The following is a 26617-nucleotide window of genomic DNA, read 5'->3' as shown; positions in this document are numbered from 1 at the left end:
GTCAGGCGGTGATGTCGCGCACGAAGGCACAGATTTCGTCGGCGAGCCGCCGGTCGGCCGTGCCAAGGTGCATGGGCATAGTGTAGTGATTATGGCCGCTGAGGATCAGCGCCCGCGGCATCGCGCCGTGACGGGCAAGCCGGTCCTGCATCAGACCCAGGAACTCGGCCTGGAAACGCGGCGGGTCGAACTCGGCGCAGGCGAGGAACAGCGGCAGCGTGGTGGCCGCGACCGCCTCCAGCGGCATCCGGTCGGGATAGAGCGCCGCTTCGCCATAATAGAGCGTGTCGCGCTGATCGAGCGGGGTATAGCCATAGAGGCCGGACAGCAGGATCGCGGCGCGAATATCGTCCGCCCCGGCCAGCTTGAGATAGCCCGCGACATGCACCGCGCCCGCCGACGTGCCCATCAGCACGATCCGATCAGCGTCGCCGCCATGCTGCGCGGCCCGGCCCTTGAGCCAGGCGACCACGGCCGCGACATCCTCGGCACCGGCGGGCCAGACATGATCCGGCGCCAGCCGGTAATTGATGACGACGCCCAGAAATCCGGCCTGCGCCGCCATGCGGCCGACATTGGCGTTGGGCCACGCGTCGCCGCCGCCCTTGTCGCCCTTCAGGAACCCCCCGCCATGAACGAAGACGAGGATGGGCGCGTGTCCATCGCCCTGCGGCCGGTAGAGGTCGAGCCGATGGCGCTCATGCGGCCCGTATGCGATGTCGGCGACCGATGCCGGCATCTGTTCGACCAGCGCGGATTGCTCGGCATCGAACAGCGCCCGACATTGCGCCAGGACGTCCGGGCCAAGGTCGGTGCCCATCGCGGCGATGGCTTGTCTGACTGGATTCATATCCGCATCCTAATCGCCTAGGTCGACAGCGAAAGGGCAGCATGACGGCCGGCCGTCATGCTGCCCGCATTGCGATCAGAATTTCGCGTCGAGTTGCAGGCCGACCTGGCGGAAGGACTGCGGGCCATAAATGGCGCCGACACCCGATCCGAAATTGCTCTGCAAAATCGACGGTTCATGGACATTGAACAGGTTGCGCACGAACAGGCCCGCCGAATAGCGTTCATCCTCGCTGCGGACGCCCAAGCGGCCACCCACCGTCCAGTGCGGACGGAAGGTTTCCTCGCTACGCGACGTGTTCTGATAGCGGATCCGCGATTTCCAGATGGTGTCGACCGCAAGGAAGCCATTGATGGCGCCGGTCAGCGGCTGCTCATATTCGCCCGACAGGGTGAATTTGTAGCGCGGCGAATAAGCCAGCTGGCTGCCGCCGATGTCGGTGCCGTCATTGCCGATAAAGCCACCCGGATAGGTCGCCTTGGTGTAGATGAAACCAGTGTTCATCGACAGCCGGTCGGAAATCTGGCCAAACAGATTGACTTCCGCACCGCGCGTCTTGACCCCGTCGATGTTGGTCTGGGCGCAGACAAGCTGAGCCGTCGTCGGGTTAACGTTACATTCCTGAGCCTGGAAGTTCTTGATCTTGCTATAGAACAGGCTGACATCCAGCACCGCGCCGCCGAACAGCGTAGCCTTGAGGCCGGCTTCATAGGACATCGGAATTTCCGGCTGCACGACATAGGGCAGCAATGGCGCAGTCGGTACCGCGATCTGCCCGCCCTTGAAGCCGCGCGCGGCAGTGGCATAGGCCATGATGTCGCGAGCGATGTCATATTGCACGCCGGTCTTCCAGGAAACCTTGTCGACATTCAACACTTCAAAGCTGGTCGCACCCGTGCCCGCATCGGTCCGGTCGAGCGAGAGGCGGCCGCCGGTGTAGCGCGCGCCCAGGATCAACCGCAGGCTGTCGCTGGCGTGCAGCGTGCCCTGGCCAAAGACCGACAAGGACTCGTCCTTGATCTCGTTCAGTGCGCCCGGCGTGTTGACCGGGGTGATGGTGACACCGTTGGGCAGCGTCACGCGAATGGTGAAGCGCTCGGGCTGCTGCACCGTCTTCTGATTGGAATAGAAAGCGCCGATGGTGTATTCGAGCAGGTCGTTATTGTTAGACGACGCCCGGAATTCCTGGGTGAACAGGCGCAGGTCGGTGCCGGTCGGCCCGCTCGTCAAACGGGAGGCAAGAGCGTCGGCGCGATAGATGTTGCCGCCGCCCGAATTCACATCCGTCTTGCGGTAGGCGGTGATGGATGTGAGGGTGAGCGGACCCGCATCATAATCGACCTGGGCCGACCCGCCCCAGGCTTTGGTGCTGCCACGATAGCCGTTGGCGAGGCAATAGGTCTGGTTCCCTTCACCGGGCGTGATGCCGCAGCTGTTGAGCAAGGCGGTGTTTGCCGCCGTGTTGGAGATGAAGGTGAAGAAATCGCCGCTATTTTCAGTCGTGCTCTTCGACCAGTCGCCGATCAGGTTGACGGTCAGGTCTTCGGTCGCGTTCCAGAGGAAGCGGCCGCGCAGCGCATAGCGATTGACGTCGTTCCAGTCGCCAGTGACCGCGTTGCGATTGACACCCTGACGGGTGTTGCTCATGCCCGAGACGCGCAACGCGCTGGTCGCGCTGATCGGCACGTTGATAACGCCCTGGACAACCTGCTGGCCATATTGGGAGCCGGCCGTCCCTGCATCCGACAATTCGGTACGGACGCGACCGCTGAACTGGGTCGGATCAGGGGCATTGGTGGTGATGTTGATCACGCCGGCCGACGTGGTGAGGCCGAACAGCGTTCCTTGCGGCCCCTTCAGCACTTCGATCCGCGACACGTCGAACAGGTCAGAGATATTGGCATTGCCCTGGCTGACCTGATCGACGACGACGCCGACTGAAGCGACAGCGCCGGGCGAGAAGCTCTGCGTGCCGATGCCGCGGATCGAGCCGCCGCCGCCCGTGTTCTGGGCCGGAGCCGACTGGATTTCGAGCGCCGGGGCGACCCGGTTCAGGTCGTTCAGATTGTTGACCTGCTGACGCTCCAACTGCTTCTGGCTGGCGACCGTGATGGAGATGGGAACCTCCGTCACCTTTTCCTGACGCCGTTGAGCGGTCACGATTATGTCCGACGATGCTTCCTCGGCCGCTTCCTGCGGCGCGGCGGCGTCCTGCGCGAAGGCGGGCGCGGTGATGGCGAGCGTGCTGACGCCCGCCATGGCCAGGATGGACTTGTGGAACTTACGCATGGTTACTCCTCCCCTTCTTATGATTGGGTCGCTTGGACTTACTGTTCGTCGATGATGCGGTTGGTCAGCGTGCCGATGGTGCCGATGGTGACTTCGACCTTGTCGCCCGCGTTCATGTAGAGCGGCGGGGTACGCTTGTCGCCGACGCCGCCAGGGGTGCCCGTGGCGATGACATCACCAGGGGCGAGCGGCGTGAAGGCGCTGATATATTCGATGACCGTGGGAATGTCCCAGATCATGTCGCTGACCGGCTGGTCCTGCACCAGTTCGCCATTGAGGCGGGTCTGGACGCGCAGCGCGCCCAAATCCTCGATCGCGTCGGGCGTCACCAGCGCGGGGCCGAAGCCGCCGGTGCCAGGGAAGGTCTTGCCCGGCGTGAACTGGATATTGTGGCGCTGCCAATCGCGCGCCGACCCGTCGTTAAAGCAGGCATAACCGGCGACATAGGCCATGGCGTCAGCGGCTGCGACCTTGTGACAAGGCTTGCCGATGATGACCGCCAGTTCGCCCTCATAGTCGAAGCGGGTGGTGACGGCGGGCTTCACCATGGGCTGGCCATCCGCGATCAGGCTGTCGGCATAGCGCACGAAGATCGCCGGATGCGCCTTCTGCTCGCGGCCGGTTTCCTTGACATGCTCGGCATAGTTGAGGCCCACGCACAGGATCTTGGCGGGATCGGGAATGACCGGCAGCAGCACGACATCGGCGGCGGCGAAGGACGCACCGTCAGTCAGGCCGGCAAGGCTGCCGTCGGTCAGCGCCGCCTTCAGGCTGGGCGTCGCGTCGGTTGCCAGTTCCACGATCGTCTCGCCATTCTGGCGGCCGAAGCTCGGGGTGCCGTCGGGGCGGCGGAAGCTTACAAATCGGGTCACGTCTCTGTCTCCTCTGCCGCGCGGGGCGGCCTTTATTCCGGTTGTTCCGAGCAGCGCGCCGCCAAGCGCGGCGAGCGCGGCCCGGCGGTCAAGCGTCAAGCGGGGCGGCCTCCCAATCGCGGCGATGGCGGAATTTCTCCTCGGCGGCGCGCAGACCGTCAAAATCCTTGTCGGACATGCCCCACTGGTCGATCCGCTTGGCCGGCCAGGTCCAGTCCTCCGGCGCGCCGGGCTGATAATCGTCGGGCACCTTGTTCACGGCGGTCGAAAATTCGATCACCGGGCCGAAGGGAGCGATGAAATAGGCGAAGACGTTGGCACCCGGACCATGGCGGCCCGGCCCCCAGGCCGGCGCCATGTCCTGATCGCGCAACCGGCCAATACCGCGCATCACCGCGTCCAGATCCTCCATCTCGAAGGCAATATGGTTCAGCGACGCGAAGCCCGCGCGGGCGAAGGCGGTGCTGTGGTGGGAATCGTTGCATCGCACGAATACCATGCCCTTGGTCCGGTCCGACACGCGAAAGCCGAGCGCGTCCTCGACCAGATGGCCGGTCGCTTCGGCGTCGGCGCTGTTGAACACCACATGGGTCAGCTTGACCGGCAGATCGGCGCCCTCGATCGGCGCGACTTCCGTGGCATCGACCAGGAAGCGCAGCAATTCGCCCTCCGCCAGCTCGACGATGATGCCATGGCCGCCGCCCAGATCGTTGGACGTCACCGGCGCGGCGGTCAGGCCGGCGGCGGCGACGCTCTGCTTCAACTGCGCCAGCCGTTCGGCGGTGCAGACGAAGGTGGTGGAGCGGACATAGCAATCCGCTGACTCTTCCAGCGCCACCAGATAGGGATAGCTGCCCGATCCGCGCAGATAATGGATATTGCCCACCACATCGGCCGGGGCCATGCCCCAGATCTCGGTCAGGAAGGCAGCGGCCTGCTCCGCGCCCGGCAGCGCCAGTTCGATGCTGCGCAACTTCATTTCACATCTCCATGGGCAAGGCCGGCGGCCAATATGCCCGCAATGGCGCAAGCCTCGTCGCAATCGCCCGTATCGCCGCTGATCCCGACGGCGCCGATCACCGCGCCTTCCATCTCACGGATCAGGACGCCGCCGGGCGACAGAGCGAGCTGGCCGCCGGTGACGGCCACCACGCTCTGGAAGAAGGCAGGATTGGAGGCGGCGCGCGCGGCAATGACCCGCGTGTCCGCCCCCATCCCCAGCGCACCCGAGGCTTTGGCCTTAGCGATGTCGAAACGGAACAGGCTGGCGCCGTCCTCGCGCACACAAGCGACGGGGTGCGCGCCCGCGTCCAGCACGACCACGGCGAGCGGCTGCGCGCCATCGGCGCGCGCCTTTTCCAGCGCCGTGTCGATGATGATCCGCGCCTGGGCGAGGGTGAGGCTCATGCGGCAATCTCCTGATGCGCGGCGCCAGCGATCAGGGCGTCGCGGCGCGTGATGAGGTCGGCAGGCTTGCCGGTGCCAAAGACATAATGGTCCGGGCGAACCAGCACGGCCTCCGCGCCGCGATCGGCCAGCCAGGCGGCGATCGCGCCCTGGTCGTCCAATCCTGCGATGTCGATGACGGTCACGTCCCCGCCCTTGACCGCAGTCCGGGCGAAGAGACGCCAGCCGGCGCCGGTCACATCGTCCAGCAGCCGATCGCCGACGCGCGGCTGGATGAAGCGCTCGCCCGCGCCCGGCGTGCCGGCAGCAACGATGCCGGTGGCGATGGCGGGGATGAGGTCGGCGGCGGTGCCATGCTGCGCACCCTTGGCGGCTTCGCGCATCTGGGCGTCACGCTCGGCCGCCGCTTCGGGGTCCAACATGCAGATATAACGCCCCGCGCCCACGGCGGCGGAAATGACCGCGCGGACGTGGGGATCGCGTTCGGGCTGATAGGTGTCGAGCAACGCGTCGGGAGCGCGACCCTTCAATACCAGTTCCAGTTTCCAGGCAAGGTTGGCGACATCGCGCAAGCCATGGCACATGCCCTGTCCGAAAAAGGGCGGCGTCTGGTGCGCGGCATCGCCGGCCAGGAAGACGCCGCCCTGCCGCCACCGCTCGGCGATCAGACCATGGAAGCGATAGGTCGCCGCGCGCACCACCTTGTGCGGAACCCCGGAGAGGTAGGGTTCGACAAGAGCTGCGACTGCTTGCGGCGCCATCATCGCCTGGTCGTCTTCGCCAGGCAGGAGCATGAATTCCCAACGACGGTGATTGCCGCGGCCCGGTACGACGGTGGCCGGGCGCTTGGGATCGCACATCATCACCGACAGTTTCTGAAGATCCGCATCCTGCGGCACGCCCCAGAGGTCGGGGAAGCGGACAGGACCGTCGACTTCGGCATCCACCACCAGCCAGGGCTCCTCGAAATCCAGATCGTCGAGCCTGATGCCCAGCGCCTTGCGCACCGCGCTGCGCGATCCGTCGCAGGCGATGACATAGCGGGCCTGTTCGGTGCGACCGCCCGACAGGCGCAGCGTTACGCCATCCCCGTCTTGCTCCAGCGTTTCGAAAGCGACACCGAACTGGACAGTTACATTGGGATGGTCGGCGAGCGCGTCGCGGAGATGATCCTCCAGTTCGGGCTGGTAGAAGAAATAGTCGTTGGACCAGCTGAACGGACGCGGCCGGCCGACCGTGCCCATGTAGCGGATGGCGCCATGGTCGGCGCCGACATGGAGATGGCCTTCGGTGTCGCGCATGTCGGGAGCGACCCGGTCGATCACCCCCGCGGACTGAAACAGACGCATCATCTCATGGTCGAGATGCACCGCGCGGGGCAGCGGGTAGGGGCGTGCTTCCTGCTCGATCACCAGGACCGAGACACCGGATTTCCCAAGGAGATTGGCCGCAAAGGCACCCACCGGCCCGCAGCCGATGATCGCAACGTCGAACATGAAAGCGTCTTTCCGGTCAGGCGGTCACGGGCTGCTGCGCGGGGGATTTGTGCATCTTCCCACCCAACATAATCATCTTGATATTGCTGGCATCCTGAAGGATGCGAACGTCCTGTGTCGGATCGCCCTCGACCAGCAGCAGGTCGGCGAGATAGCCCGGCTTCACCTGCCCGACTTCCAGCCCCATCAACTGGCCGCCCAGCATGGTCGCGGCGCTGAGCGCCTCGGCCGGAGTGAAGCCGTAAAGGTTGACGAAATGCTCCAGGTCGCGGGCGTTGCGGCCATTGGGGTTGAAGGGGAAACCGTAATCCCCGCCCGGCAGCACCCGCACGCCCCGCGCCTTGAGCTTGGGCACCAGCACCTTCTCCAGCTCCAGCCGCTCGGCCGCGCTCGCCTTCATCGAGGACATGTCGATATGCGGCGGGGGCGATGCCTCCAGCGCGGCGACCGAGACGCCGGGACCGGGCGCGTAGAAAATCTCGTCCTTCTTCGCGACCATCGCGTCGATCGCGGCATCGTCGGCGAAGGAGCAATGATAGAGGATGCGGGCGCCGGCCTCGAGCGCCAGATTGATCGCGCGCGGCGAATAGGCATGGGTGGCGATCCACAGGCCGGCTTCCTTCGCCGCCTCGCCCGCCGCCTGCATTTCCTCGTCCGTGTAGAGGATGTCACCCGACGATCCGGGCTTCAGCGCATCCTCGCCCGAAATGACGAGCTTCAGGGACTGCACCCCCTCCGCCGCGCAGTAGGCGACGAAGGCGCGCATGGCTTCGGGGCCACGACCGTTGAACACGTCACCGGTTTCGACACCCTCTTCGCCTTCAGGGCTGCGCTCGAGGGTCGAGGGGACGAGGCGCGGGCCAGGGGTCTGGCCGGCTTCGATCGCGCGGGCCAGTTCGGGTTCAATCTGGTCGCCGAGCGCCCCAGCCGAATAGAGGCTGGTGAAGCCATGGTCGAGCAGCACACGAGCATTGCGCCACGCGGCGACCTTCAGCTCCTCGGGCGGCAGGATGAACTGGTGATAGATTTTCTCGACCGAGCTGCCCCAGGTCAGATGGGTGTGGGAATCGACCATGCCCGGCATCAGCGTGGCGCCCAGGCCATCGATCACGCTGTCCGCTTCGACCGCCGCAATGGCGGCTTCGTCGTGCAGGACAGCGGCGATTCGATCGCCCTCTACAATGACCGCACCAGGAAACGGCGCAGCGCCCGTTCCGTCGAAGATGGCGATGTTGCGGATCAGTTGCCGCACGGCGTGCTCTCCCGAAAACTCTTGTCGAGCAGCTTATGCGCCGATTTTCATGCAAAGAAAAATAATGATTTTTAGGAACATCATAGTTTGGAACTATGGATTAGAGCGTCCAGCAGCGCTTCGCCCAGGCGTGAGAGCCGCCCGCCCGCCATGCGCCGGATGCCGACGCTGCGGGGGAAAGCGGACTCCCGGATGCTGATGGCTCGCAGCACGCCGATCGACAGTTCGGCCGCAGCGACCTGCATCGGCAGGATCGTCACCCTGTTGCTGCCCCGCACGATCGCCTTGGTCGTGAGCAGGGAGTCGCAGCGTATCGCATCCTGCGGCACGGGCACGTCGGCAGCCATGAACAGGGCGTCGATCTGGCGGCGGAAGGCGCCGCGTGCTTCGGGCAGCACCCAGCGCATCGCGCCCATGTCGCGCAGCGACAGCTCCGCCGGTAGATGATCGTTGCGGCGACCGACGATCAGCGCGAAAGGATCGCGCGAGAAGGTCATTTCCTCCAGATCGTCGGGCGGTGCCTCGATCCCGGTGGTGACGAAGGCAAGTTCGATCTCGCCCGCGCGCAACATCGCGGCAAGGTCATGATCGGGCCGCTCGACGGCATGAAGCGTGAAGCGACCCATCCGGTCCTCCAGCCGCCGCACCGCTTCGGGCAACAGGCTGACCAGAGCACCGGGCGTACCGCCCACGCGAAGCGGGCCGGTCACGCCCTTGCGCGCGAGTTGCATTTCCTCCTCCGCCTCCCGCAGGACGGAATCGATCGTCTCGGCGCGGCGGAGGAGGATTTCGCCCTCGGCGGTCAGGCTGATCCCGGTGCGGGACCGTTCGAACAGGGTCGCGCCGACCGATTGCTCCAGTTGGGCGATCGCGTTGGAGACGGAGGGTTGCGAGATATTGAGCAGCCGCGCGCCGCCGCTGATGGAGTTGGCGCGGCACACGGCCAGGAACATCCGCAGGGCGCGAGGATCAATCATACGCTCTCCATCGCAGAGGGGCGGGCGATAGACAATGGCCGCCGCCGCTGCGATCAGGAGACGGCCGGGCGCGCCGCTTCCGGATGTATCATGCAGGCGATCGTCCCGATCAGCACGAGCGCTCCCGCGAGGATCAGCGGCAAAACCAGGCCGTGCCCCATGACCAGCCAGGCGCCGAGCGCAGCGCCAAGCAGGATGGCGACGACGCTGCCGATGCGGCGCGCCATGTTGGGGTTGCCGCCGCCCGCCATCGCCGAATCGGCCGCCAGGCCGGCGAGAGTGAGCGTAAGGACGGTGGTCGTGAGATCGGGCACCTTGAGCGAGCGGATGGTGGCGTTGCGGAAACCCATGGCTATGCCGGTCAGCGCGATAATGGCATAGAGATGCCCATCCGGGGACTGGCGGACCATGTCGAAGCCGGTGGCGACGCCTGCGGCGATCCAGAGCAGCGATGCCTCGACCAGTGCAGCGACCAGCAGCCAGCGTCGCAACGGCAGGCCGGCATGGCCCCGCCCCACCCGCCCCGCCACCAGCGCGCCGATCAGGAAGGCGAGGATGGCGACGAGGTAGGACGGCGCATGGAAGCCAGGCGTACCGACAGCCGCAAAACCCAGGAAGACGATATTGCCGGTCATGTTCGCGGTGAACACCTTGCCAAGGCCCAACACGCTGATCGCATCGACCAGTCCGGTCGTGACCGAGAGCAGAAGCAGGAGCCAGGGCAAGGGCGAAGGCGCGCGATCCATGGTCATACCGCCCAGCAACCGCAGCCCAGCGCCCCCCAGAAGCTCTGGACATCGGCCGCGGGAACGTTCGCGCCCAGCGCAGCGGCATGATCATGACCATGGACGCCGCAGGAAGAGGCGCAGCCGCAGGCCGAAGCCAACTTCTTCGCCGTTTCATCCTTGCGATGATAGCCGCCGAAGGTCGCAACAGGCGACCAGTCCGGCATCGCCTTGGGCATAACCGGTGCCAGCGGGCCATAATCGCCCTCGCCATGGACGATCCTGCCCCCCAGCAGGGTCAGCACGGAGCGGAGATGGGCGATCTCATCCTCTGGCACGGCAAAATAATCATCCGAGAGAAGCGCCAGGTCGGCAAGTTGCCCCTTCTTGATCTGCCCCTTCTTGCCCGGCTCGTTGGAGAACCATGTGTTCTTCTCGGTCCAGAGGCGCAGCGCGGTTTCGCGGTCGAGGCGATTGCGCACCGGATAGAGGGCGAGACCGCCGACCGTCTTCGACGTGACCAGCCAGGACAGCGACACCCAGGGATTGTAGCTGGCGACGCGAGTGGCGTCGGTGCCGGCGCCCACGGGCACGCCGGCCGCCATCATCCGCTTGATCGGCGGGGTCGCCTCGGCCGCCCTGGCGCCATAGCGTTCGACAAAATATTCGCCCTGGAAGGCCATGCGATGCTGGACTGCGATGCCACCGCCCAGCGCGGCGATCCGATCGATATTGCGATCGCTGATCGTTTCGGCGTGATCGAAAAACCAGTTCAGGCCTGCCAGGGGAATGTCGCGATTGACCTTCTCGAACACATCCAATGCGCGGCCGATCGTCTGGTCATAGGTGGCGTGCATCCGCCAGGGCCAGCGCCTTTCGGCGAGGAGGCGAATGACGGGTTCCAGATCGCCTTCCATTTCCGGCGGCATGTCGGGGCGGGCGACGCGAAAATCCTCGAAGTCGGCGGCCGAATACACCAGCATTTCGCCCGCACCATTGTGTCGGTAGCTATCGTCGCCGTCGCCCGGCTTGATCTGGGTCGACCAGGTAGCGAAGTCCCTGAGTTCTTCTTTCGGCTTCTGGGTGAAGAGATTATAGGCGATGCGCAGGGTGAGATCGCCATCCTTGTGCAGCTTTTCGATAATCTCATAGTCGTCAGGATAATTTTGCGAGCCGCCACCCGCATCGATGACGCTGGTGACGCCGAGCGCGTTCAACTCGCGCATGAAATGGCGGGTGGAGTTGAGCTGATATTCGGGCGGCAGCTTCGGCCCCTTGGCCAGGGTCGCGTAAAGGATCGTCGCATTGGGCTGGGCCAGCAGCAGCCCGGTCGGGTTGCCCTGCGCATCACGGACGATCTCGCCGCCCGGCGGGTTCGGCGTATTCCGGTCATAGCCCACCGCCCGGAGCGCGGCGGCGTTCAGCAGCGCGCGATCATAGAGGTGGAGGATGAAGACGGGCGTATCGGGCGCGGCGGCGTTGATCTCCTCGATGGTGGGGAGGCGCTTTTCGACGAACTGATGTTCGGTAAAGCCACCGACCACGCGCACCCACTGGGGCGGCGGGGTGTTTTCGGCCTGGCGCTTGAGCATCGCCATGGCATCGGCCAGGGTCGGCACGCCTTCCCAGCGCAGTTCCATATTATAGTTGAGGCCGCCCCGGATGACATGGATGTGGCTGTCGATCAGTCCGGGGATCAGGCGGCGGCCCTTCGCGTCGATCAGTTGCGCATCGGGCGCGGCGACGGCGCGCACCTCCTGCTCGCCACCGACCGCCAGGAACCTGCCATCGCGGATCGCGACCGCCTGCGCCACCGGATTCTCCCGGTCCAGCGTCGTGACCCTGGCATTGGTGATGAGGAGGTCTTTTCCGGTCATGGCAAGGCTTTCGGTGGCGGTGACAAGGGCGGTCGTGGCGGCGCCGGTGAACGCCTGGCGGCGCGTGATCATGCGTCATTCTCCACATGAACGACAGGGGACGAATACAGAAGGCGACTGGCGAAAGGCAGCATCTGCTCGCCCAGCAATATCCCCGCCAGCCCGACAAGGGCGATGACCGGCGGGGCGGGGGAACGGACGCCGAGCAAGCCGTAGACGAGACCGACCAGCAGCCCGGCCCCCAGCGAGAGAAGATAGGGCTTCATGCGTCCATTCCCCTTTCGCGATCAGGCCTGGATGAAGGCGAGCATGTCGGCGTTCAGCACATCGGCATTCACCGTCAGCATTCCGTGCGAATAGCCTGCATAGATTTTGAGCGTGGCGTTCGGCAGGATCTCGGCCTGGAGCACGCCGGCATTCCGGTAGGGAACGACCTGATCGTCGTCACCATGCAGCACCAGCGTGGGCACGGTGATCGCCTTCAGATCGTCCGTCTGGTCGGTTTCGGAGAAGGCCTTGATCCCCTCATAATGGGCAAGTGCACTGCCCATCATGCCCTGGCGCCACCAATTGTCGATGACCGCAGGCTTCACGTCCGCACCCTCGCGGTTGAAGCCGTAGAAGGGACCGGCGGCGACATCGCGGAAGAATTGCGCGCGGTTGGCGGCGAGACCGGCGCGAAGGCCGTCGAAAACCTCGATCGGGAGGCCGTCGGGATAGCGATCGGTCTTCAGCATGATCGGCGGAACGGCGCTGACCAGAACCGCCTTTGCAACGCGGCCCTGCGGCTGGCCATGGCGGGCGACATAGGCCGCGACTTCACCACCGCCGGTCGAGTGGCCGATATGGATCGCGTTGCGGAGGTCCAGTTGCTCGGCGACCGCGGCTGCGTCGGCGGCATAATGGGCCATGTCGTGGCCGACATCGACCTGTTGCGAGCGGCCGTGGCCGCGACGGTCATGGGCGACGACGCGATAGCCCTTCGACAGGAAGAACAGCATCTGCGCGTCCCAGTCATCCGACGAAAGCGGCCAGCCATGGTGGAACATGATCGGCTGGGCATCCTTCGCGCCCCAGTCCTTATAGAAGATGTCGACGCCGTCGCTGGTGGTAATGAAATTGCTCATGGGACAATCCTTTCAGAGAAAAATTGAAAACCGGGTCTTGTGGTCAGTGACCACCCTCGGAGGCGCCGAACATCGTCTTGGCATAGGTGATGCCCAGGCCATAGGCGCCGCCCCATTTGCGGGCGATGCCGGTGGTGAGGTCATAGGTTTCGGCGCGCGCCCAGTCGCGTTGCAGTTCGAGCAGATATTGGAGCGCGGTGATCGGGCGGGCGCCTGCCTGGATCATGCGTTCGACGGCGCGTTCATGCGCTTCCTCGCTGATGTCGCCGCTGGCGTCGGTGATGACATAGACTTCAAAGCCCTGCTCCAGGGCCGAAAGTACGGGTCCGACGATGCAGACGCTGGTCCACAGGCCGGCAAAGACCAGGCGATCCTTGGCCAAGCGGTTCACTTCCTCGATCACCGCAGCATCTTCCCATGTATTCATGCTGGTGCGATCCAGCAGGGGCTGACCTGGGAAGGCGTCGGTGATTTCATCGAACATGGGGCCGGAAAAGCTCTTTTCGGCGACGGTCGTCAGAATTGTAGGGACATTGAAGCCGGCAGCGGCGTTGGCGACGAGCGCGGCATTGTTACGCAGCAGTTCGGGCGCGATCGACTTGGTGGCGAAGGCCATCTGCGACTGGAAGTCAATCAGGACCAGCGCATGGTTATCGGGCGAAAGCAGAGCCTTGGCGGGGGTCGGGGTGGCGGTGATGGTCATGTCTGTCTCCCTCGATATGGGCGGTGGCGAAGTGGTGACATCAGAGATAGCCGGATACTATCCCTTCAGTAATCCGGATAAAATCGTCCGGACTTTTCAAAAAAGTCGAAATGATGGGCGGTGCCTATCGGGACAGGCTGCTCCACCGATCTGAAAGGTTGATGACAGCTTCGCCGCCTATGCGGCGGTCGTCCCGTGGCGGGGCCATGAGGACCGCCCGCAACGCAACGGCCATTGGTTCAGGTGCGGGCGTCTCCTGCCCGACCGGTGGCGAGGGGTTTTATGAACGACATCTGGCAGCATATCGTCGCCGACTTCACCAATCTCGGTTCCCCGTCTGCACTGGCAGCTTTCGGTCAGGTCGTGCTGATCGACATCATGCTGGCCGCAGACAATGCGATCGTCGTCGGCGCGCTGGCGGCCGGGCTGCCGCCCGCGTCACGTCGCAAGGTGATCGCGATCGGCGTGGTCGCGGCGCTGGTCCTGCGCGTCGCCTTTGCCCTGCTCGTCACTCAGCTGATGCAGCTGGTCGGCCTGGTGTTCGCCGGCGGGCTGTTGCTGGTCTGGGTCGCCTGGAAAATGTGGCGCGAGCTTCGCTCGGGCGGCGCATCGGAGTATGGCGAGGATATTGCCGGCAAGGCCGCGCCCAAGGGTTTTGCCCAGGCGGCCTGGGCCGTGGCCATCGCGGACGTTTCCATGAGCCTGGACAATGTGCTGGCGGTCGCCGGCGCGGCGCGCGCGCATCCCGGCATCCTGGTCATCGGCCTGGTCCTGTCTGTCGCGCTGATGGGCGTGGCGGCGAACCTGCTGGCGCGCGTCATCGAACGCTACCGCGCCATCGCCTATTTCGGCCTGCTGGTGATCCTCTATGTCGCTGGCAAGATGATCCTGGAGGGCGCAACCGACCCGGAAACGGGTCTGTTGGCGCTGCTATGACCAGAATGTCATCGGGTCGAAGGCACATCCCGGAATGCGAATGACTTGCAGGATCATCTTGGATTGAGTAGATGGCGCCGTCTTTCAGGGGGTCCTCATGCGTCATTTCATCGTCCCGCTCCTGTGCGCAACCGCGCCCTGCTCTCCGGCGCTCGCCCAAGCGCCCGCCGCAGGCGATGGGGATGACGCCCTCATCGTCACGGCGGCCCGCACTATCCTGCCCGCCAATGCGCTCCCCCTGACGATCGATGTCATCGACCAGGAAAGGTTGAACCAGCAGGTCGCGATCAGTGGCTCCATCGTCGATGCCGTTTCGACGCTGACGCCATCCTTCTCGCCGACACGCCAGAAGCTGTCGGGCGCGGGCGAAACGCTGCGCGGCCGATCCCCGCTCTACGCGATCAACGGGATTCCGCAGACCGCGCCTCTGCGCGACGGCGCGCGGGACGGTTTCACGATCGATCCCTTCTTCATCGACCGCGTCGAGCTGATCTACGGCTCCAACGCGCTACAGGGCATTGGCGGCACGGGCGGCATCGTCAATCAGGTGACCGTCGCTCCACCGACCACCGATGGCATCACGGGCCGGATCCTGGTGCAGGGCAATGCCGATACCGGCTTTCATGGCGACGGCGTCGGCGGCAAGGTCGCGGGCCTCATCGGCTGGCGCGCGGGTCGCTGGGACGCGACCGTGGGCGCCGCCTATGAAAAGCGCGGCGCTTTCTACGATGGCCATGGGGATCGTGTCGGCACCGACCTGACGCAAGGGGAAACGCAGGACAGCCGCAGCTGGTCCCTTTTCGGACGTTTCGGTTATGCCCTGAGCGACAGCGCCCGCCTCGACCTCACCATGAGCCGTTTCGAGTTGAAGGGCGACGGCGACTATGTGGCGCTGGACGGTGATTACCGCGTGGATCGCCCGACCACGTCGGTGCGGGGCACTCCGCCCGGCGATCCGGCGAAGAACCGCACCGAGAGCGCGGCGCTGACGCTGACCGACACCAATTTGTGGGGCGGCAATTTCATCGCGCAGATCTTCTTCAACCGCTCGCGCGACACCTATGGCGGCGAAATCGCGCCGATCGCGACCTTCCAGGACGCGAGCCTCGCGCCGATCGGCACGCTGTTCGACCAGTCGCAGAATCGCAGCCGCAAATATGGCGGCAAGATCAGCTATGAACGCGCTGTTCCCGGCTTTGAGGCGCTGACGGCAACGCTCGGCTTCGACGCCCTCTATGACCTGACCGAGCAGCGGCTGATCGCCACCGGCCGCACTTGGGTGCCGCCGACGGACTATCGCAGCCTGGCGCCCTTCGCCCAGCTGAACCTGGCCCTGCTCGACAAGAAACTGCGCCTGGCCGGCGGTGTCCGCCATGAGGATGTGCGCGTCTCCATCGACGATTATCGGACGCTGGCGAGCTACAATGGAGGCTTTGCGGTGTCCGGCGGGACGCCGACCTTCAACGACACATTGTTCAACGGCGGCGTCATATTGGAGCCGTGGGCCGGAATCCGTGCCTATGCCAGCTATGCCGAAGGCTATACCGTGCCCGATGTGGGCCGGATCGCGCGGGCGGTAAACCGGGCGGGCGTCGATATCGATAGCTATATGAACATCAGTCCCATCGTCTCCAACAATCGCGAGATCGGATTCGAGCTGAAGCGTGGACCGCTGGATGCGAGTGCGGCCTATTTCTGGTCGACGAGCAAGAATGGATCACTGCTGGTGCAGACCGCCATCGGCGCGCCTTTCGAAATCCAGCGGCAGCGGGTCGAGATCCAGGGGCTTGAAGTGAACCTGTCGGCCCGGATGCCGCTTCCCGGCCTGACCCTGTCGACCGGCTATGCCCATCTGATCGGCCGCACCGATGGCAACAGCACGGATGGCATCGACAAGGTGGACCGCGACCTCGACGGTGCGAACATCTCGCCCGACCGCCTGAATGTCGCGGCCAGCTATGTGCGCGGGCCGTTGTCGGCGCGCATCCAGACGCAATTCTTCCTGTCACGCCAGTTTGAGGTCCGACCTTGGACTAGCCCGGCCAACGCCGCCTATAATCGGGGCTTCAGTTTCGGCGGCTATAACGTCACCGACCTCAGCCTGCGCTATCAGACCAGCTTCGGTGCGGTCACTCTGGCGGCCCAGAACATCTTCGACAAATTCTACATCGACTATTACACGCAGACCGTCCGGCCGACCGACAATGCCCATTATTTCGCCGGTCGCGGGCGCAATTTCACTTTGTCCTGGGACTATCGGTTCTGATGAAGCTGATCGACACGCTGCATCGCTGGACGGGGGGGATCATCGGCCTGGTGCTGGCGATCCTCGGCCTTACCGGCGCGCTGCTTGTCCACAAGGATAGCTGGGTGCTGCTGCCCCATGCCGGCGACGCGCAGGTCCAGGAGACCGCGCATCTGGCGGCGGTAACACAGCAGGTCATGGGCGATCCTGTGGCGCAGCCGCAATCGCTGACTTTCGCTTCGCAGAATTTCGGTCTTCTGCGCCTGACCTTCAAGGAAGGCGCGGGCGCCTATGCCGATCAGGATGGAACCATCGTGACCCGATGGCAGAGCCAATGGGAACGCCCCGAAATCTGGATGTTCGACCTGCATCATCACCTCTTTTCGGGTGATAGCGGCGAGACGGTCATCGGGATCGCGGCGGTGTGCGGCCTGTTCTTCGTCGTGACCGGAATCCTGCTCTGGTGGAAAACACGCAAGACGTTCGCATTCCGCCTGTGGCCCGCCCGGATGAGCCGGCCGGCGATCGTGCGCCATCACCGCGATCTGGGCGTCGTCATCGCACCTTTGCTGCTGCTTTCGCTTCTGACGGGCGCCATATTGGTGTTCCGGCCGCTGGCCGCGCTGATGTTCGGGCCGGGCGCTCCGGCACTGATCGACAAGGCGCTCCAGGGGCCGCCGCCCCGCCCCGCCAAGCTGAACGATCGGCTCGACTGGGCGCAGATGATCCGCACCGCCCGAGCGCGCTTTCCCGATGCGGAGGTTCGCAGCATCAGCCTGCCGCGCAAGGATAATGGCCTGATAACCCTGCGGATGCGATCGCCCGAGGAGTGGCTTCCCAACGGGCGGACGACGCTTTGGTTCGCGGCGGACAATGGCGCGCTCGTCGCCAGTCGCGATGCTGCGGACCTGCCCATGACCGTGCGCGGCTATAACCTGCTTTACCCCCTGCACGCGGCCAAGGTCGGCGGCCTGCCCTTCAGGATCGTCATGACCCTGTCCGGCCTTGCCCTGACGCTCCTGGGGTCTCTGGCGGTCTGGACATTCTGGTTCCGCAAACCAAAAGCCGTCCGGACTTCAGCCCGACGACCGGCCGTCCCCCGCTATCGGCAAAGCTCCTGACCGGCATGTCCGACAGCGATGCGCGGAACTGGTCTTCCCGATCCCGCGCATCTGCATCGAGCGCGATGTTCAAAAAGCGTAGTCGATCTGTGCCCAGAATTTCTTCGTGTCGGCATCGCCGGTGAAGCTGGCGATGCCCTTACGCTGATAATCGGCATATTTGACAAGCGCGCTCAGACGCTTGTTCAGCTTCATCGTCACCTGCGCATTATATTCATCACCATAATGGATCGACAGCCGGTCGCTGCTGAAGCGGTGGAAGATGAAGGATGCCACCAACGGGCCCGCCTTCCCGAGCTTCGGCACTGTATACGCAGCGCCCGCATAATAATCCTGAATGCCCGTGCCGGGCGTGGTCAGAAACTTGTCCGCCCAGCCGTTGAACTTGTGCAGCGTGGCAAAAGGTGTCTGGAAGGCAAAGCCGCCGGCGACGCCGGTCGCGCCAGAATCCGACCCCAGCAGTTCATAGCCCGCCGTCAACTTGAACGCGGCGACATCCAGCGCCAGTTCCGCCGTCGCGAAGTCGGCCGAATAATCGACGGGGTTGGCGGCATGGTCGCTCTGGCGCGCATAGCTGGCGAGATAGCTGAGCTTCACTGTCTTCGAGAGGGGCTGCGCGCCCATGAAACGCACGCCATAGGTCTGGCTGCTATTCCGCCGGAGCGGCAGCACGGCTTCATCCTGGTCGACCAAATAGGCAAAGCCGGTCAGCGTTCCCAGCTTCATCTTGTAGGAAATATTGGCGAAGAGATTGTCGCCGTCGATATGCGTCGGCCGGTGGGTTGCGCCGAACTTGCCGCCGTCGATACCCCAGATGGTTCGAGCCGAAATCGCATAGGTGACGTCGACCTTGAGATTCCTCACGCCCATATATTCGACGCGCAGGGCATCGAAGGTCTGCTCATTCTGGCGCCAGGCGACCGAGCCGACGAAGCGCTGGTCATCCAGGTTGATCCGCTGGCGCCCGAGGGTCACCACCAGCGGCTTGGTGCGGTACTGGAGTTGCACCCGGTTCACCTCGACAGTCTCGGGATCCGGTACGATTGGATAGAGCGTCTTGCCGTTGACGCCGCTATTATAAGTCTCATCGATGGCCAGCGTCCCTTCGGCCTCGGCCAGAAAGGCGAACGGGCCTTTGGAAATCTCTCCGCCTGCACGCACCCGCATCGTTACAGCATGGGCATCGCGGCTGCTGGTCAGCGGCGCCGGACCGGCCTGATCGACGCCCTCATAGCGCAAACGCGCCTCGACAATAGGCTTGAACACGATGTCGTCGGCCAGGGCTGGCGTCGCGACTGCGGTCAAGGCGGATATCGACGCCGACAACAAGAAACAAACCTTACGCATAAATCCCCCTTCTTGGCTCCTGATGGCCCTTTCTGGGCCTTCCAGGCATCCCCCCATAGGTCTTGATGTCAGGCGGCGAGTGTCGCCGGGTTGCGGTAGCGCTCGTGCAGGAAGTGGATGACGGCCGATCGCGCCTCGGCATATTCGGCCGTATCGATCGCTTCGAGCCGGTTGCGCGGCCGGGGCAGCGAAACGGCCCGATCCTCGCCGATCCGTGCCGCCGGGCCGTTGGTCATCATCACCACGCGGTCGGCCAGCAACACCGCTTCATCCACGTCGTGCGTGATCATCAGCACGGTATTGTTGAGCCGGGCCTGCAAATCCATGACGACATCCTGCAGCGCCGCCCGGGTGAGCGCATCCAGCGCGCCGAACGGTTCGTCCATCAGCAATACGCGCGGGTTCATCGCGATGGCGCGGGCGATGCCCACGCGCTGCTTCATGCCGCCCGACAATTCACCTGGGCGCTTGGCGGCGGCATGGGCCATCTGGACCAGCTCCAGATTATGCATGACCCAGTCCCTGCGCTCGGCCTTGCCCTTGCCGTCCGCCGTCTTGTCGACGGCGAGACGGACATTTTCCTCCACCGTCAGCCAGGGCAGCAGCGAATGGTCCTGAAAGACCACCGCCCGGTCCGGCCCCGGCGCGTCCACCACCTGACCGTCGAGGAAGATCACGCCCCTGGTCGGCTTGACCAGCCCGGCGACGGCATTGAGCAGCGTCGACTTGCCGCAGCCCGAATGGCCGATCAGCGCCACGAACTGCCCCTTATCGACTTCCAGATCGATCCCGTCGAGCGCGCAAAAGCGCCCGGCCTTGGTCGGAAATTCGACGGTGATGCCCTCAAGCGCGAGATAGCTGCGCTGTTTCATGAGCCTGTCCTTTCCCTTTAACCGGCGCGGCCGATGATGCGGCCCGCGAAAGCGACGATGCGGTCCAGTGCGAAGCCCACCATGCCGATCCAGACCAGCGCGACGATGGTGTCGGTCAGCAGCGAGCTGTTGTAGCTGTCCCAGATGAAGAAGCCGACGCCGGTGCCTCCCTGCACCATTTCGGCGGCGACGATCGCGAGCCAGCTCATGCCGACGCCGATGCGCAGGCCGGTGAACATGTGCGGGACGGTGGCGGGCAGCATGATGCGGACGAAATATTCGACCGGATTGAGCGCCAGCACCTTGGCCACGTTGCGATAGGCGGCCGGGATCGTCTGGACGCCGGCGGCGGTGTTGAGGATGACCGGCCAGATCGCGGTGATGAAGATCAGGAAGATCGCCGAGGGCTGGGCCTGCTGGAAAATCGCCAGGCTGATCGGCAACCAGGCCAGCGGCGGCACGGTGCGCAATACCTGGAACAACGGATCGAGCGCCCGGAAGGCGAAAACGCTTTGCCCGATCAATATGCCAAGCGCCACGCCGATCACCGCGGCAATGCTGTAGCCGATCAGCACGCGGCTGAGGCTGGTCAGCACATGGCCGGCAATGCCGACGTCGCCGCCGTCCTGGATGCTCATCGCGACGAAATCGACCCCCTTGAAGGGATTGACGATCACCTCATGGCTTTCCTGCCAGACCTTGTAGGGGCTGGGGAAGGTCGCGTCCGGCGAGCCGCAGAGCAGCTGCCAGACCAGCAGCAGCCCCACGACCATCACCAATGTCGGCAGCGTATTGGCCACCATGGACCGGGCGGTCCGGACCAGCGGGTGAACCGGCGCCGCGACCGGCTCGAAACTCCGGCGGGCGATCGCCTCTTCGGGATAGGGCAGGATGACCCCCAGTTCGGTGGCGGGAGCGCCGGCCGAAACCGACGGTCCATTCTTGCTGTTGGGCGATGGCAAGGCCATGCTCTTTTCCTTCCCTGTCAGACGCGCTTGATCGCCAGGCTGGCGAGGTAAGCCTTGGGGTTGGCGGGATCGAAGCTCTTGCCGTCAAAGAATTTCTCGACGCCCCGGCTGTCGCTGGCCGGCCCCTTGCCCCCCAGCATCGCCGCGGCCTTCCGCCAGATGTCGGAGCGGTTGACCTTGGCGATGGTGCCCTTGGTGTCGAGCGACATGGGCAGCTTGCCCCAGCGCTGGTTCTCGGTGAGGAACCAGAGGTCATGGCTCTTGTAGGGGAAGGAGGCGTAGCCGGCGAAGAACTTCATCTTGAAGGCCGCGTTCGGGAATTTGCGCCCGTCGCCCATGGTAAAATTGCCCTGAAGACGATCGGCGATGTCGGTGACCGGACATTTGAGATAATCGCGACCGGCGATCGTGCTGGCGAGCTGGCTGGTGTTGGCCGGACTGTCGGCCCAGCGTTGCGCCTCGATGATGGCGGCCGTGATCGCCTGCGCCGCCCGTGGATGCTTCGCGACCCAGTCGGAACGCATGGCGAAGCTTTTTTCGGGATGGTTCATCCACATCTGGCCGGTCGATACGGCGGTGTAGCCCAGTTGCTGCGCAACAAGCTGATCGTTCCACGGCTCACCCACGCAGAAGGCGTCCATCGTGTCGGCCTTCATGTTCGCAACCATCTGTGGCGGCGGAACCGTGATCAGCTCCACATCCTTGTCCGGGTCGATGCCGCCAGCGGCCAGCCAGTAGCGTAGCCACAGGTCATGCGTGCCGCCGGGGAAGGTCATGGCCATGCTGATCTTCTTGCCCGCGCCTTTGCGCTGGGCGATAACTCCTTTCATCTTAGCCGCGTTGAGGTCGGCCTTCGCCCCGAGATATTCCTTGGAAACGGAAATGGCCTGACCGTTGACGTTGAGGCGGGCGAGGATGCTCATCGGCGTCGCCTTGCCGATCGCGCCCAGCGTCAGCAGATAGGGCATCGGCGTCAGAATATGCGCGCCATCGATGCCACCGCCGCCGCTGCCCAGGACCAGATTGTCGCGGGTCGCCCCCCAGCTGGCCTGCTTCATCACCTGCACGTCGGGCATCCCATATTTGGCGAAGAGGCCCAGTTCCTTGGCGATGATCAGCGGCGCCGCATCCGTGAGCGCGATGAAACCGAGCTTGGCGCCCGATACTTCCGGACCCGACCCCGCCGCAAACACGCCGGATGGAAATGCCTGCTGCACCGCAGCGAATATCGCCGCCGTGCCGCTGGTCTTGAGCAGACCGCGCCGGCTGACGCTATCCCGATTGTCCCCCTCTGCCATTCCCCAATGTCCTTCCCTGTTGCTCGTCATCAGCCGCGCACGGGCGCGGCCGTCCGTCGCCGGAAACCGATCCGGCGCGCGAAAGATGTTCTTGAGAGCCGCCCGGCAGCCGCAGGCCGCTGGCGGAAAACCAAATAAAAAAGCCGCCAGGACCAAGGTCGCAAGACCTGTCCGGGCGGCATCATTGCCTGATCGATCCTGTGAAGGAACGGAACTGAGCCTGCCGTCATCGGCGAGCATCAGTCTATAGATCGAAGCGCCCCTGCTTCGATGACATGCAAGCTGTCACCCTTTCATTCGAGTCGCAAGCGAAATTTTTGCGTTGCACAAATTGCATTCGGTTCGCGATTGACGACAGGCGGCCGTGCTCCGCCTCCATACCGTTCGCAACCGATCAATGTTCGAGACGAACCACGATCGTCGGATCGGATCAGGATGTATATGCAACTGGTCCGGGGCTAACCATCCAGCGAAGGTGATGCCGTGGATTCCCTGATCACCAGTTCATGGCGCAGATATGTTGTCGAGGGCGCAGGGAGCGTTTCCGCACTCCTCGCCAGCGCCACCGCCTGCGTCGCCGCTTCCGCCGAAATCCGCGCGCCGGGATGCCGCACACTGGTCAAAGGCGGCCAGATCTTGACTGCTATGGGAGTATCATCGAAGCCAACCACAGAAATGTCGCGCGGCACGTCCAGACCCCGTCGGTGCGCCAGCGACACGATCGCCGCAGCCATGTCATCATTGCTGGCGAAAATCGCGGTGGGACGATGCGCGAGGTTCAACAATTGCTCGCCCGCGGCCAGACCGGATTCGAAACTCATGTCGCCTTCGACGATCAGGTCCGGACGAACATCAAGGCCGGCATCCCTCAGCGCCGCCATATAGCCGTCGCATCGGGTGCGATGGATCAGATGCCCCGGACCACCGCGAATAAAGCCGATGTCGCGATGGCCCAGGCCGATCAGATAGGCGGTCATTTCGCGCGCCGCTTCACGATCGTCGATCCGGACGCAATATTCGCCCGGCAATTCGTCGCCCGGCGACATGGCGATGACGGGCACCGGAACATCGCGCGTCAGCCCGAACATGCTGGCCACTTCGCAATAGGGCGGCACGATCAGGATGGCATTGGCGCCACTGTCCACCAGGGCTTTCATCTGTCGCGCAATCTCGACCGGCGCCGCGCTGTCGAGCCGCCGCAGCAGCAATTGCGCGCCCAACTGGCTGGTAGCGTCAAGCGCACCAACCAGAATGGAACTGAGAAAGGCATTCTCGATATTGCGGTGCAACAGGCCGATCCGGATCGTCGCCGCGCTGGCCAGCGAACGGGCTGCCAGATTGGGTATGTAGTTCAGTTCGCGCACGGCAGCCATCACCAGTTCACGCGTCTTTTCCCGCACCTTGTGGCTGTTGTTGAGGACATTGGACACGGTCATGGTCGAAACGCCGGCGCGATCGGCAACGGTCTGGATCGTGACGGCCTGGCTGGAACGGCGACCCGGACGGGCCATGGTGAACTCCCTGTTTTCCGTTGGGCGACCGATGTCGGCCTGCTCGGTGAACGCCCCCGCGCCCGCACCTGTCATTTATCGCTAAAATATGCGCAATGGCAAATGCCGCCAGAGCCGTCGTTTCATCCAACTTGCCGCCTGCAGTTATAGCGCTAAAATTCTGACTTGACTCCAACTCATGCGTCGAACATTTAGCGCTACAATTGCGCAAGCGAATAGCGTGAGGGCGTCGCCGGCTTCGGTCGCCGCCGGGATTTGAACAACAGCGCGCCGGTGCACAATCGTCCGGGCGAGATAGGGGAGGCAAAAATGCGTTTTTCCAGAAATATCCTGAGCCATGCCAGCGCATCTGCGATCGTGCTTGGCGCTGTCATGTCGCCCATGGCCGTATTCGCGCAGGACCAGGGCGCCGATACCGCGGCGCTGGACGGCACCGACATCGTGGTGACCGCGCAAAAGCGCGCCGAGCGCCTCCAGGATGTACCGCTGGCCGTCACCGCCGTAGGCGCCGATACGCTGGCCAATCGCCAGATCAATGACAGCAGTTCCCTAGTGCAGGCGGTGCCGTCGCTCACCTTCCAACAGGGCGCCACGCCTACCAACAGCAGCTTCCGCATTCGCGGCATCGGCACCGCCCTGTTCGGCCAGGGCGTCGAATCGTCCGTTTCGACCGTCGTCGACGGCGTGGTCGCCGTGCGCCAGACCCAGGGCTTCACCGACCTCGCCGACATCGAGCGCGTCGAAGTGCTGCGTGGCCCGCAGGGCACGTTGTTCGGCAAGAACGCGACCGCCGGCGTGGTCAACGTCACCACCGCCCGTCCCTCGCGCGATTTCGAAGGCCGCGCCGAAGCGACCATCGCCGAACATGGTGAATATCGCGTCCGCGGCACCGTGTCGGGCCCGATCAGCGACACGATGCGTGCTCGCGTCACCGGCTTCTACAATGACGTGCGCGGCATCGCCCGCAACATCGCCACCGGCGGCTGGGACAATGGTTCGAAGAGCTGGGGCGTGCGCGGCAAGCTGGAATGGGACGCGACCGACAACCTGAATCTGTTGTTCGCGGCCGAATATCGCAAGACCGAAGCGGACTGCTGCGCGTCGACCTGGATTGCGATCACCAATCCCAATCTCCAATCTCTGGTCGGCCCGATCAATGCAACGCGCGAGAACCGCACGCTGAATGACGAGACCGTCACCTATTCCAACAGCGACCAGCAGACCTATTCGCTCCAGGCCGACTGGGATCTGGGCGAGTCAACCATCACGTCGATCACCGCATACCAGAAATATTATCTGGACGTGAACCAGCCGATCGAACGCATCAACAGCAACGTGCCGCTGTTCGTCGGGGCCGGCGCGACCTATTCCCATTTCAGCCAGAACCATGGTGTCGTGGACCTGTCCGCCTTCAGCCAGGAACTGCGCATCGCCAACAACGGCAACAGCGACCTCAACTATGTCGCCGGTGTCTTCTACATGCATTCGGACATAGAGCGTCCCTTCGATCGCCGCCGCGCCCGCTGCACCGCCGGCACCTTCGGCCAGCCCTGCGCCACCGCCAACATCGTCTGGCAATCCGCCGCGAGCAATGTTCGCCTGAAGCAGGACAGCATCGCCGCCTTCGGCCAGTTCGACTATCGCATCATCGGCGGCCTCAAGGCGATCGGCGGCCTTCGCGTGCAATATGAGAAAGGCACCAACAGCGGCACCCGCACAGCACCGATCGTTGCGGGCGACGTGGTGTTTCCTGGCAACGCATCGACCAGCGGTTCGGTCTCCGCCGACGACACCGCCGTCACCGGCAAGGCAGGCCTGCAATATGAATTCAGTCGCAATGCACAGGTCTATGGCAGCTATACCCGCGGCTATAAGGGGCTGGGCTATGACATGGAAATTTCCACGAATCTGGCCAACCAGACCGTGCTGGAACCGGAACATGTCAACGCATATGAATTGGGCTTCAAGGGCCGTACCGCCGACGGCGTACTGAGCGTCAGCACCGCGCTGTTCCTGGCGGACTATACCAATCTTCAGGTCCAGGCGAACCGGTCCGACATCGCATCGGGCGTGGTCCAGTTTGTATCCACCAATGCCGGCAAGTCTCGCACCAAGGGGTTCGAGGTCGAGGCGACGGTGCGTCCCGACGATCATTTCAGCCTGACCGGCGCCGTGACCTATTCGGACGCGCGCATCGACATCGATGGCCTGAACTGCCCGCAGCAGATCGCGGCCACCGCACCGATCATGTCCGGATCGCCGACAAACATCTGCTACCGCGCCGCTGCCGGAGTCACCCCGACGCAAAATCTGCGCGGCGCGACCCTGCCCGTCAGCCCGAAATGGCGCATCAGCATCGCGCCGCGTTACGAAGCGAACATTCCAGGCACCGACTATGCCGGCTTCGCGCAGGTGGGCGTCAATTTCCAGAGCGCTATGAACTTCTCGGTCGAGCAGGACAGGCTGCTGGAACAGCCCGCCTATACGCTGGTGGACGCCAGCATCGGCGTGAAACAGATTGACGGCCGCTACAGCCTGACCCTGTTCGTCAAAAATCTGTTCGACGAAAACTACCTGACCAGCATCGGCCACACCTCGTTCCTGGGCGGCAACTATGATCTGGTCGGCACCTTCAACAAGGATGCGGATCGTTATTTCGGCGCCACCCTGGGCGTGAAATTCTGATTGGACAGCGTGCAGCGGTTGCGGCCGCCGCACGCGCATTCGCCTCTGCCCGATGAGTA

At 64.1% G+C, this 26617-nt stretch carries 22 protein-coding genes; 4 read left to right on the top strand and 18 right to left on the bottom strand.

What is annotated here, in order from left to right:
• Position 1: 1 nt before the first annotated feature.
• From A7Q26_RS08290 to A7Q26_RS08230, 13 genes are all read right to left on the bottom strand, one after another.
• Positions 2–850, bottom strand: coding sequence for an alpha/beta hydrolase (locus A7Q26_RS08290; RefSeq protein WP_066858910.1), 849 nt, complete (start codon positions 848–850; stop codon positions 2–4).
• Between the two features lie 75 nt (positions 851–925).
• Positions 926–3139, bottom strand: a complete 2214-nt coding sequence (locus tag A7Q26_RS08285; protein WP_066858909.1) for a TonB-dependent receptor — start codon at positions 3137–3139, stop codon at positions 926–928.
• A 38-nt stretch (positions 3140–3177) separates the two neighbouring features.
• Positions 3178–4011 carry a fumarylacetoacetate hydrolase family protein gene (locus tag A7Q26_RS08280; RefSeq protein WP_066858908.1) on the bottom strand — a complete coding sequence of 278 codons (834 nt, stop codon included), beginning with the start codon at positions 4009–4011 and terminating at the stop codon, positions 3178–3180.
• An 88-nt stretch (positions 4012–4099) separates the two neighbouring features.
• On the bottom strand, positions 4100–4990 hold the full coding sequence (locus A7Q26_RS08275) for a VOC family protein (RefSeq protein ID WP_066858907.1): 891 nt from the start codon (positions 4988–4990) through the stop codon (positions 4100–4102).
• Positions 4987–5418 carry a GlcG/HbpS family heme-binding protein gene (locus A7Q26_RS08270; protein WP_066858906.1) on the bottom strand — a complete coding sequence of 144 codons (432 nt, stop codon included), beginning with the start codon at positions 5416–5418 and terminating at the stop codon, positions 4987–4989. The genes A7Q26_RS08275 and A7Q26_RS08270 overlap by 4 nt, the downstream gene beginning before the upstream one ends.
• Entirely contained in the window at positions 5415–6914 is a 1500-nt protein-coding gene (locus A7Q26_RS08265; protein WP_066858905.1) for a bifunctional 3-(3-hydroxy-phenyl)propionate/3-hydroxycinnamic acid hydroxylase, read from the bottom strand. Before A7Q26_RS08265 ends, A7Q26_RS08270 begins: the two co-directional genes overlap by 4 nt.
• Before the next feature lie 16 nt (positions 6915–6930).
• Positions 6931–8166 (bottom strand): amidohydrolase family protein, encoded by a 1236-nt coding sequence (locus A7Q26_RS08260; RefSeq protein ID WP_066858904.1) that lies wholly within the window; start codon positions 8164–8166, stop codon positions 6931–6933.
• Positions 8167–8246: 80 nt separating this feature from the next.
• Entirely contained in the window at positions 8247–9143 is an 897-nt protein-coding gene (locus A7Q26_RS08255) for a LysR family transcriptional regulator (RefSeq protein ID WP_066858903.1), read from the bottom strand.
• A 53-nt stretch (positions 9144–9196) separates the two neighbouring features.
• On the bottom strand, positions 9197–9895 hold the full coding sequence (locus A7Q26_RS08250) for a YoaK family protein (RefSeq protein ID WP_066859048.1): 699 nt from the start codon (positions 9893–9895) through the stop codon (positions 9197–9199).
• Entirely contained in the window at positions 9892–11817 is a 1926-nt protein-coding gene (locus tag A7Q26_RS08245; RefSeq protein ID WP_066858902.1) for an amidohydrolase, read from the bottom strand. The genes A7Q26_RS08250 and A7Q26_RS08245 overlap by 4 nt, the downstream gene beginning before the upstream one ends.
• Entirely contained in the window at positions 11814–12011 is a 198-nt protein-coding gene (locus A7Q26_RS08240; protein ID WP_066858901.1) for a DUF1427 family protein, read from the bottom strand. The genes A7Q26_RS08245 and A7Q26_RS08240 overlap by 4 nt, the downstream gene beginning before the upstream one ends.
• 21 nt (positions 12012–12032) lie before the next feature.
• Positions 12033–12872, bottom strand: coding sequence for an alpha/beta fold hydrolase (locus tag A7Q26_RS08235; protein ID WP_066858900.1), 840 nt, complete (start codon positions 12870–12872; stop codon positions 12033–12035).
• Between the two features lie 43 nt (positions 12873–12915).
• The gene (locus A7Q26_RS08230) at positions 12916–13575 is read right to left on the bottom strand and encodes a hydrolase (protein WP_066858899.1); all 660 of its coding nucleotides are present in this window, start codon (positions 13573–13575) and stop codon (positions 12916–12918) included.
• 282 nt (positions 13576–13857) lie between these two features.
• Between A7Q26_RS08230 and A7Q26_RS08225 the strand changes: the two genes are divergently transcribed.
• The 3 genes from A7Q26_RS08225 to A7Q26_RS08215 all read left to right on the top strand — a co-directional run bounded on the left by A7Q26_RS08225 (position 13858) and on the right by A7Q26_RS08215 (position 17877).
• The gene (locus A7Q26_RS08225) at positions 13858–14511 is read left to right on the top strand and encodes a YjbE family putative metal transport protein (protein WP_066858898.1); all 654 of its coding nucleotides are present in this window, start codon (positions 13858–13860) and stop codon (positions 14509–14511) included.
• A 97-nt stretch (positions 14512–14608) separates the two neighbouring features.
• The gene (locus A7Q26_RS08220; protein WP_066858897.1) at positions 14609–16777 is read left to right on the top strand and encodes a TonB-dependent receptor; all 2169 of its coding nucleotides are present in this window, start codon (positions 14609–14611) and stop codon (positions 16775–16777) included.
• On the top strand, positions 16777–17877 hold the full coding sequence (locus A7Q26_RS08215) for a PepSY-associated TM helix domain-containing protein (RefSeq protein WP_066858896.1): 1101 nt from the start codon (positions 16777–16779) through the stop codon (positions 17875–17877). Before A7Q26_RS08220 ends, A7Q26_RS08215 begins: the two co-directional genes overlap by 1 nt.
• A gap of 69 nt (positions 17878–17946) precedes the next feature.
• Here A7Q26_RS08215 and A7Q26_RS08210 read toward each other — a convergent pair whose 3' ends face one another.
• The 5 genes from A7Q26_RS08210 to A7Q26_RS08190 all read right to left on the bottom strand — a co-directional run bounded on the left by A7Q26_RS08210 (position 17947) and on the right by A7Q26_RS08190 (position 23873).
• Positions 17947–19224, bottom strand: a complete 1278-nt coding sequence (locus A7Q26_RS08210; RefSeq protein WP_066858895.1) for an alginate export family protein — start codon at positions 19222–19224, stop codon at positions 17947–17949.
• A gap of 68 nt (positions 19225–19292) precedes the next feature.
• Entirely contained in the window at positions 19293–20096 is an 804-nt protein-coding gene (locus tag A7Q26_RS08205) for an ABC transporter ATP-binding protein (protein ID WP_066858894.1), read from the bottom strand.
• A gap of 17 nt (positions 20097–20113) precedes the next feature.
• The gene (gene ntrB / locus A7Q26_RS08200; protein ID WP_066858893.1) at positions 20114–21064 is read right to left on the bottom strand and encodes a nitrate ABC transporter permease; all 951 of its coding nucleotides are present in this window, start codon (positions 21062–21064) and stop codon (positions 20114–20116) included.
• Positions 21065–21081: 17 nt separating this feature from the next.
• Positions 21082–22362: a CmpA/NrtA family ABC transporter substrate-binding protein gene (locus A7Q26_RS08195; RefSeq protein WP_066859047.1), complete on the bottom strand. Its 1281-nt coding sequence runs from the start codon at positions 22360–22362 to the stop codon at positions 21082–21084.
• Between the two features lie 458 nt (positions 22363–22820).
• Positions 22821–23873, bottom strand: a complete 1053-nt coding sequence (locus A7Q26_RS08190) for a LacI family DNA-binding transcriptional regulator (protein ID WP_066859046.1) — start codon at positions 23871–23873, stop codon at positions 22821–22823.
• 309 nt (positions 23874–24182) lie between these two features.
• Here A7Q26_RS08190 and A7Q26_RS08185 point away from each other — a divergent pair, with 309 nt between their 5' ends.
• Positions 24183–26558, top strand: a complete 2376-nt coding sequence (locus A7Q26_RS08185; protein WP_066858892.1) for a TonB-dependent receptor — start codon at positions 24183–24185, stop codon at positions 26556–26558.
• Positions 26559–26617: the final 59 nt, after the last annotated feature.

The organism is Sphingobium sp. TCM1 (genome assembly GCF_001650725.1).
Taxonomy (GTDB): domain Bacteria; phylum Pseudomonadota; class Alphaproteobacteria; order Sphingomonadales; family Sphingomonadaceae; genus Sphingobium.
This window is presented reverse-complemented; position numbering and strand designations above follow the sequence as displayed.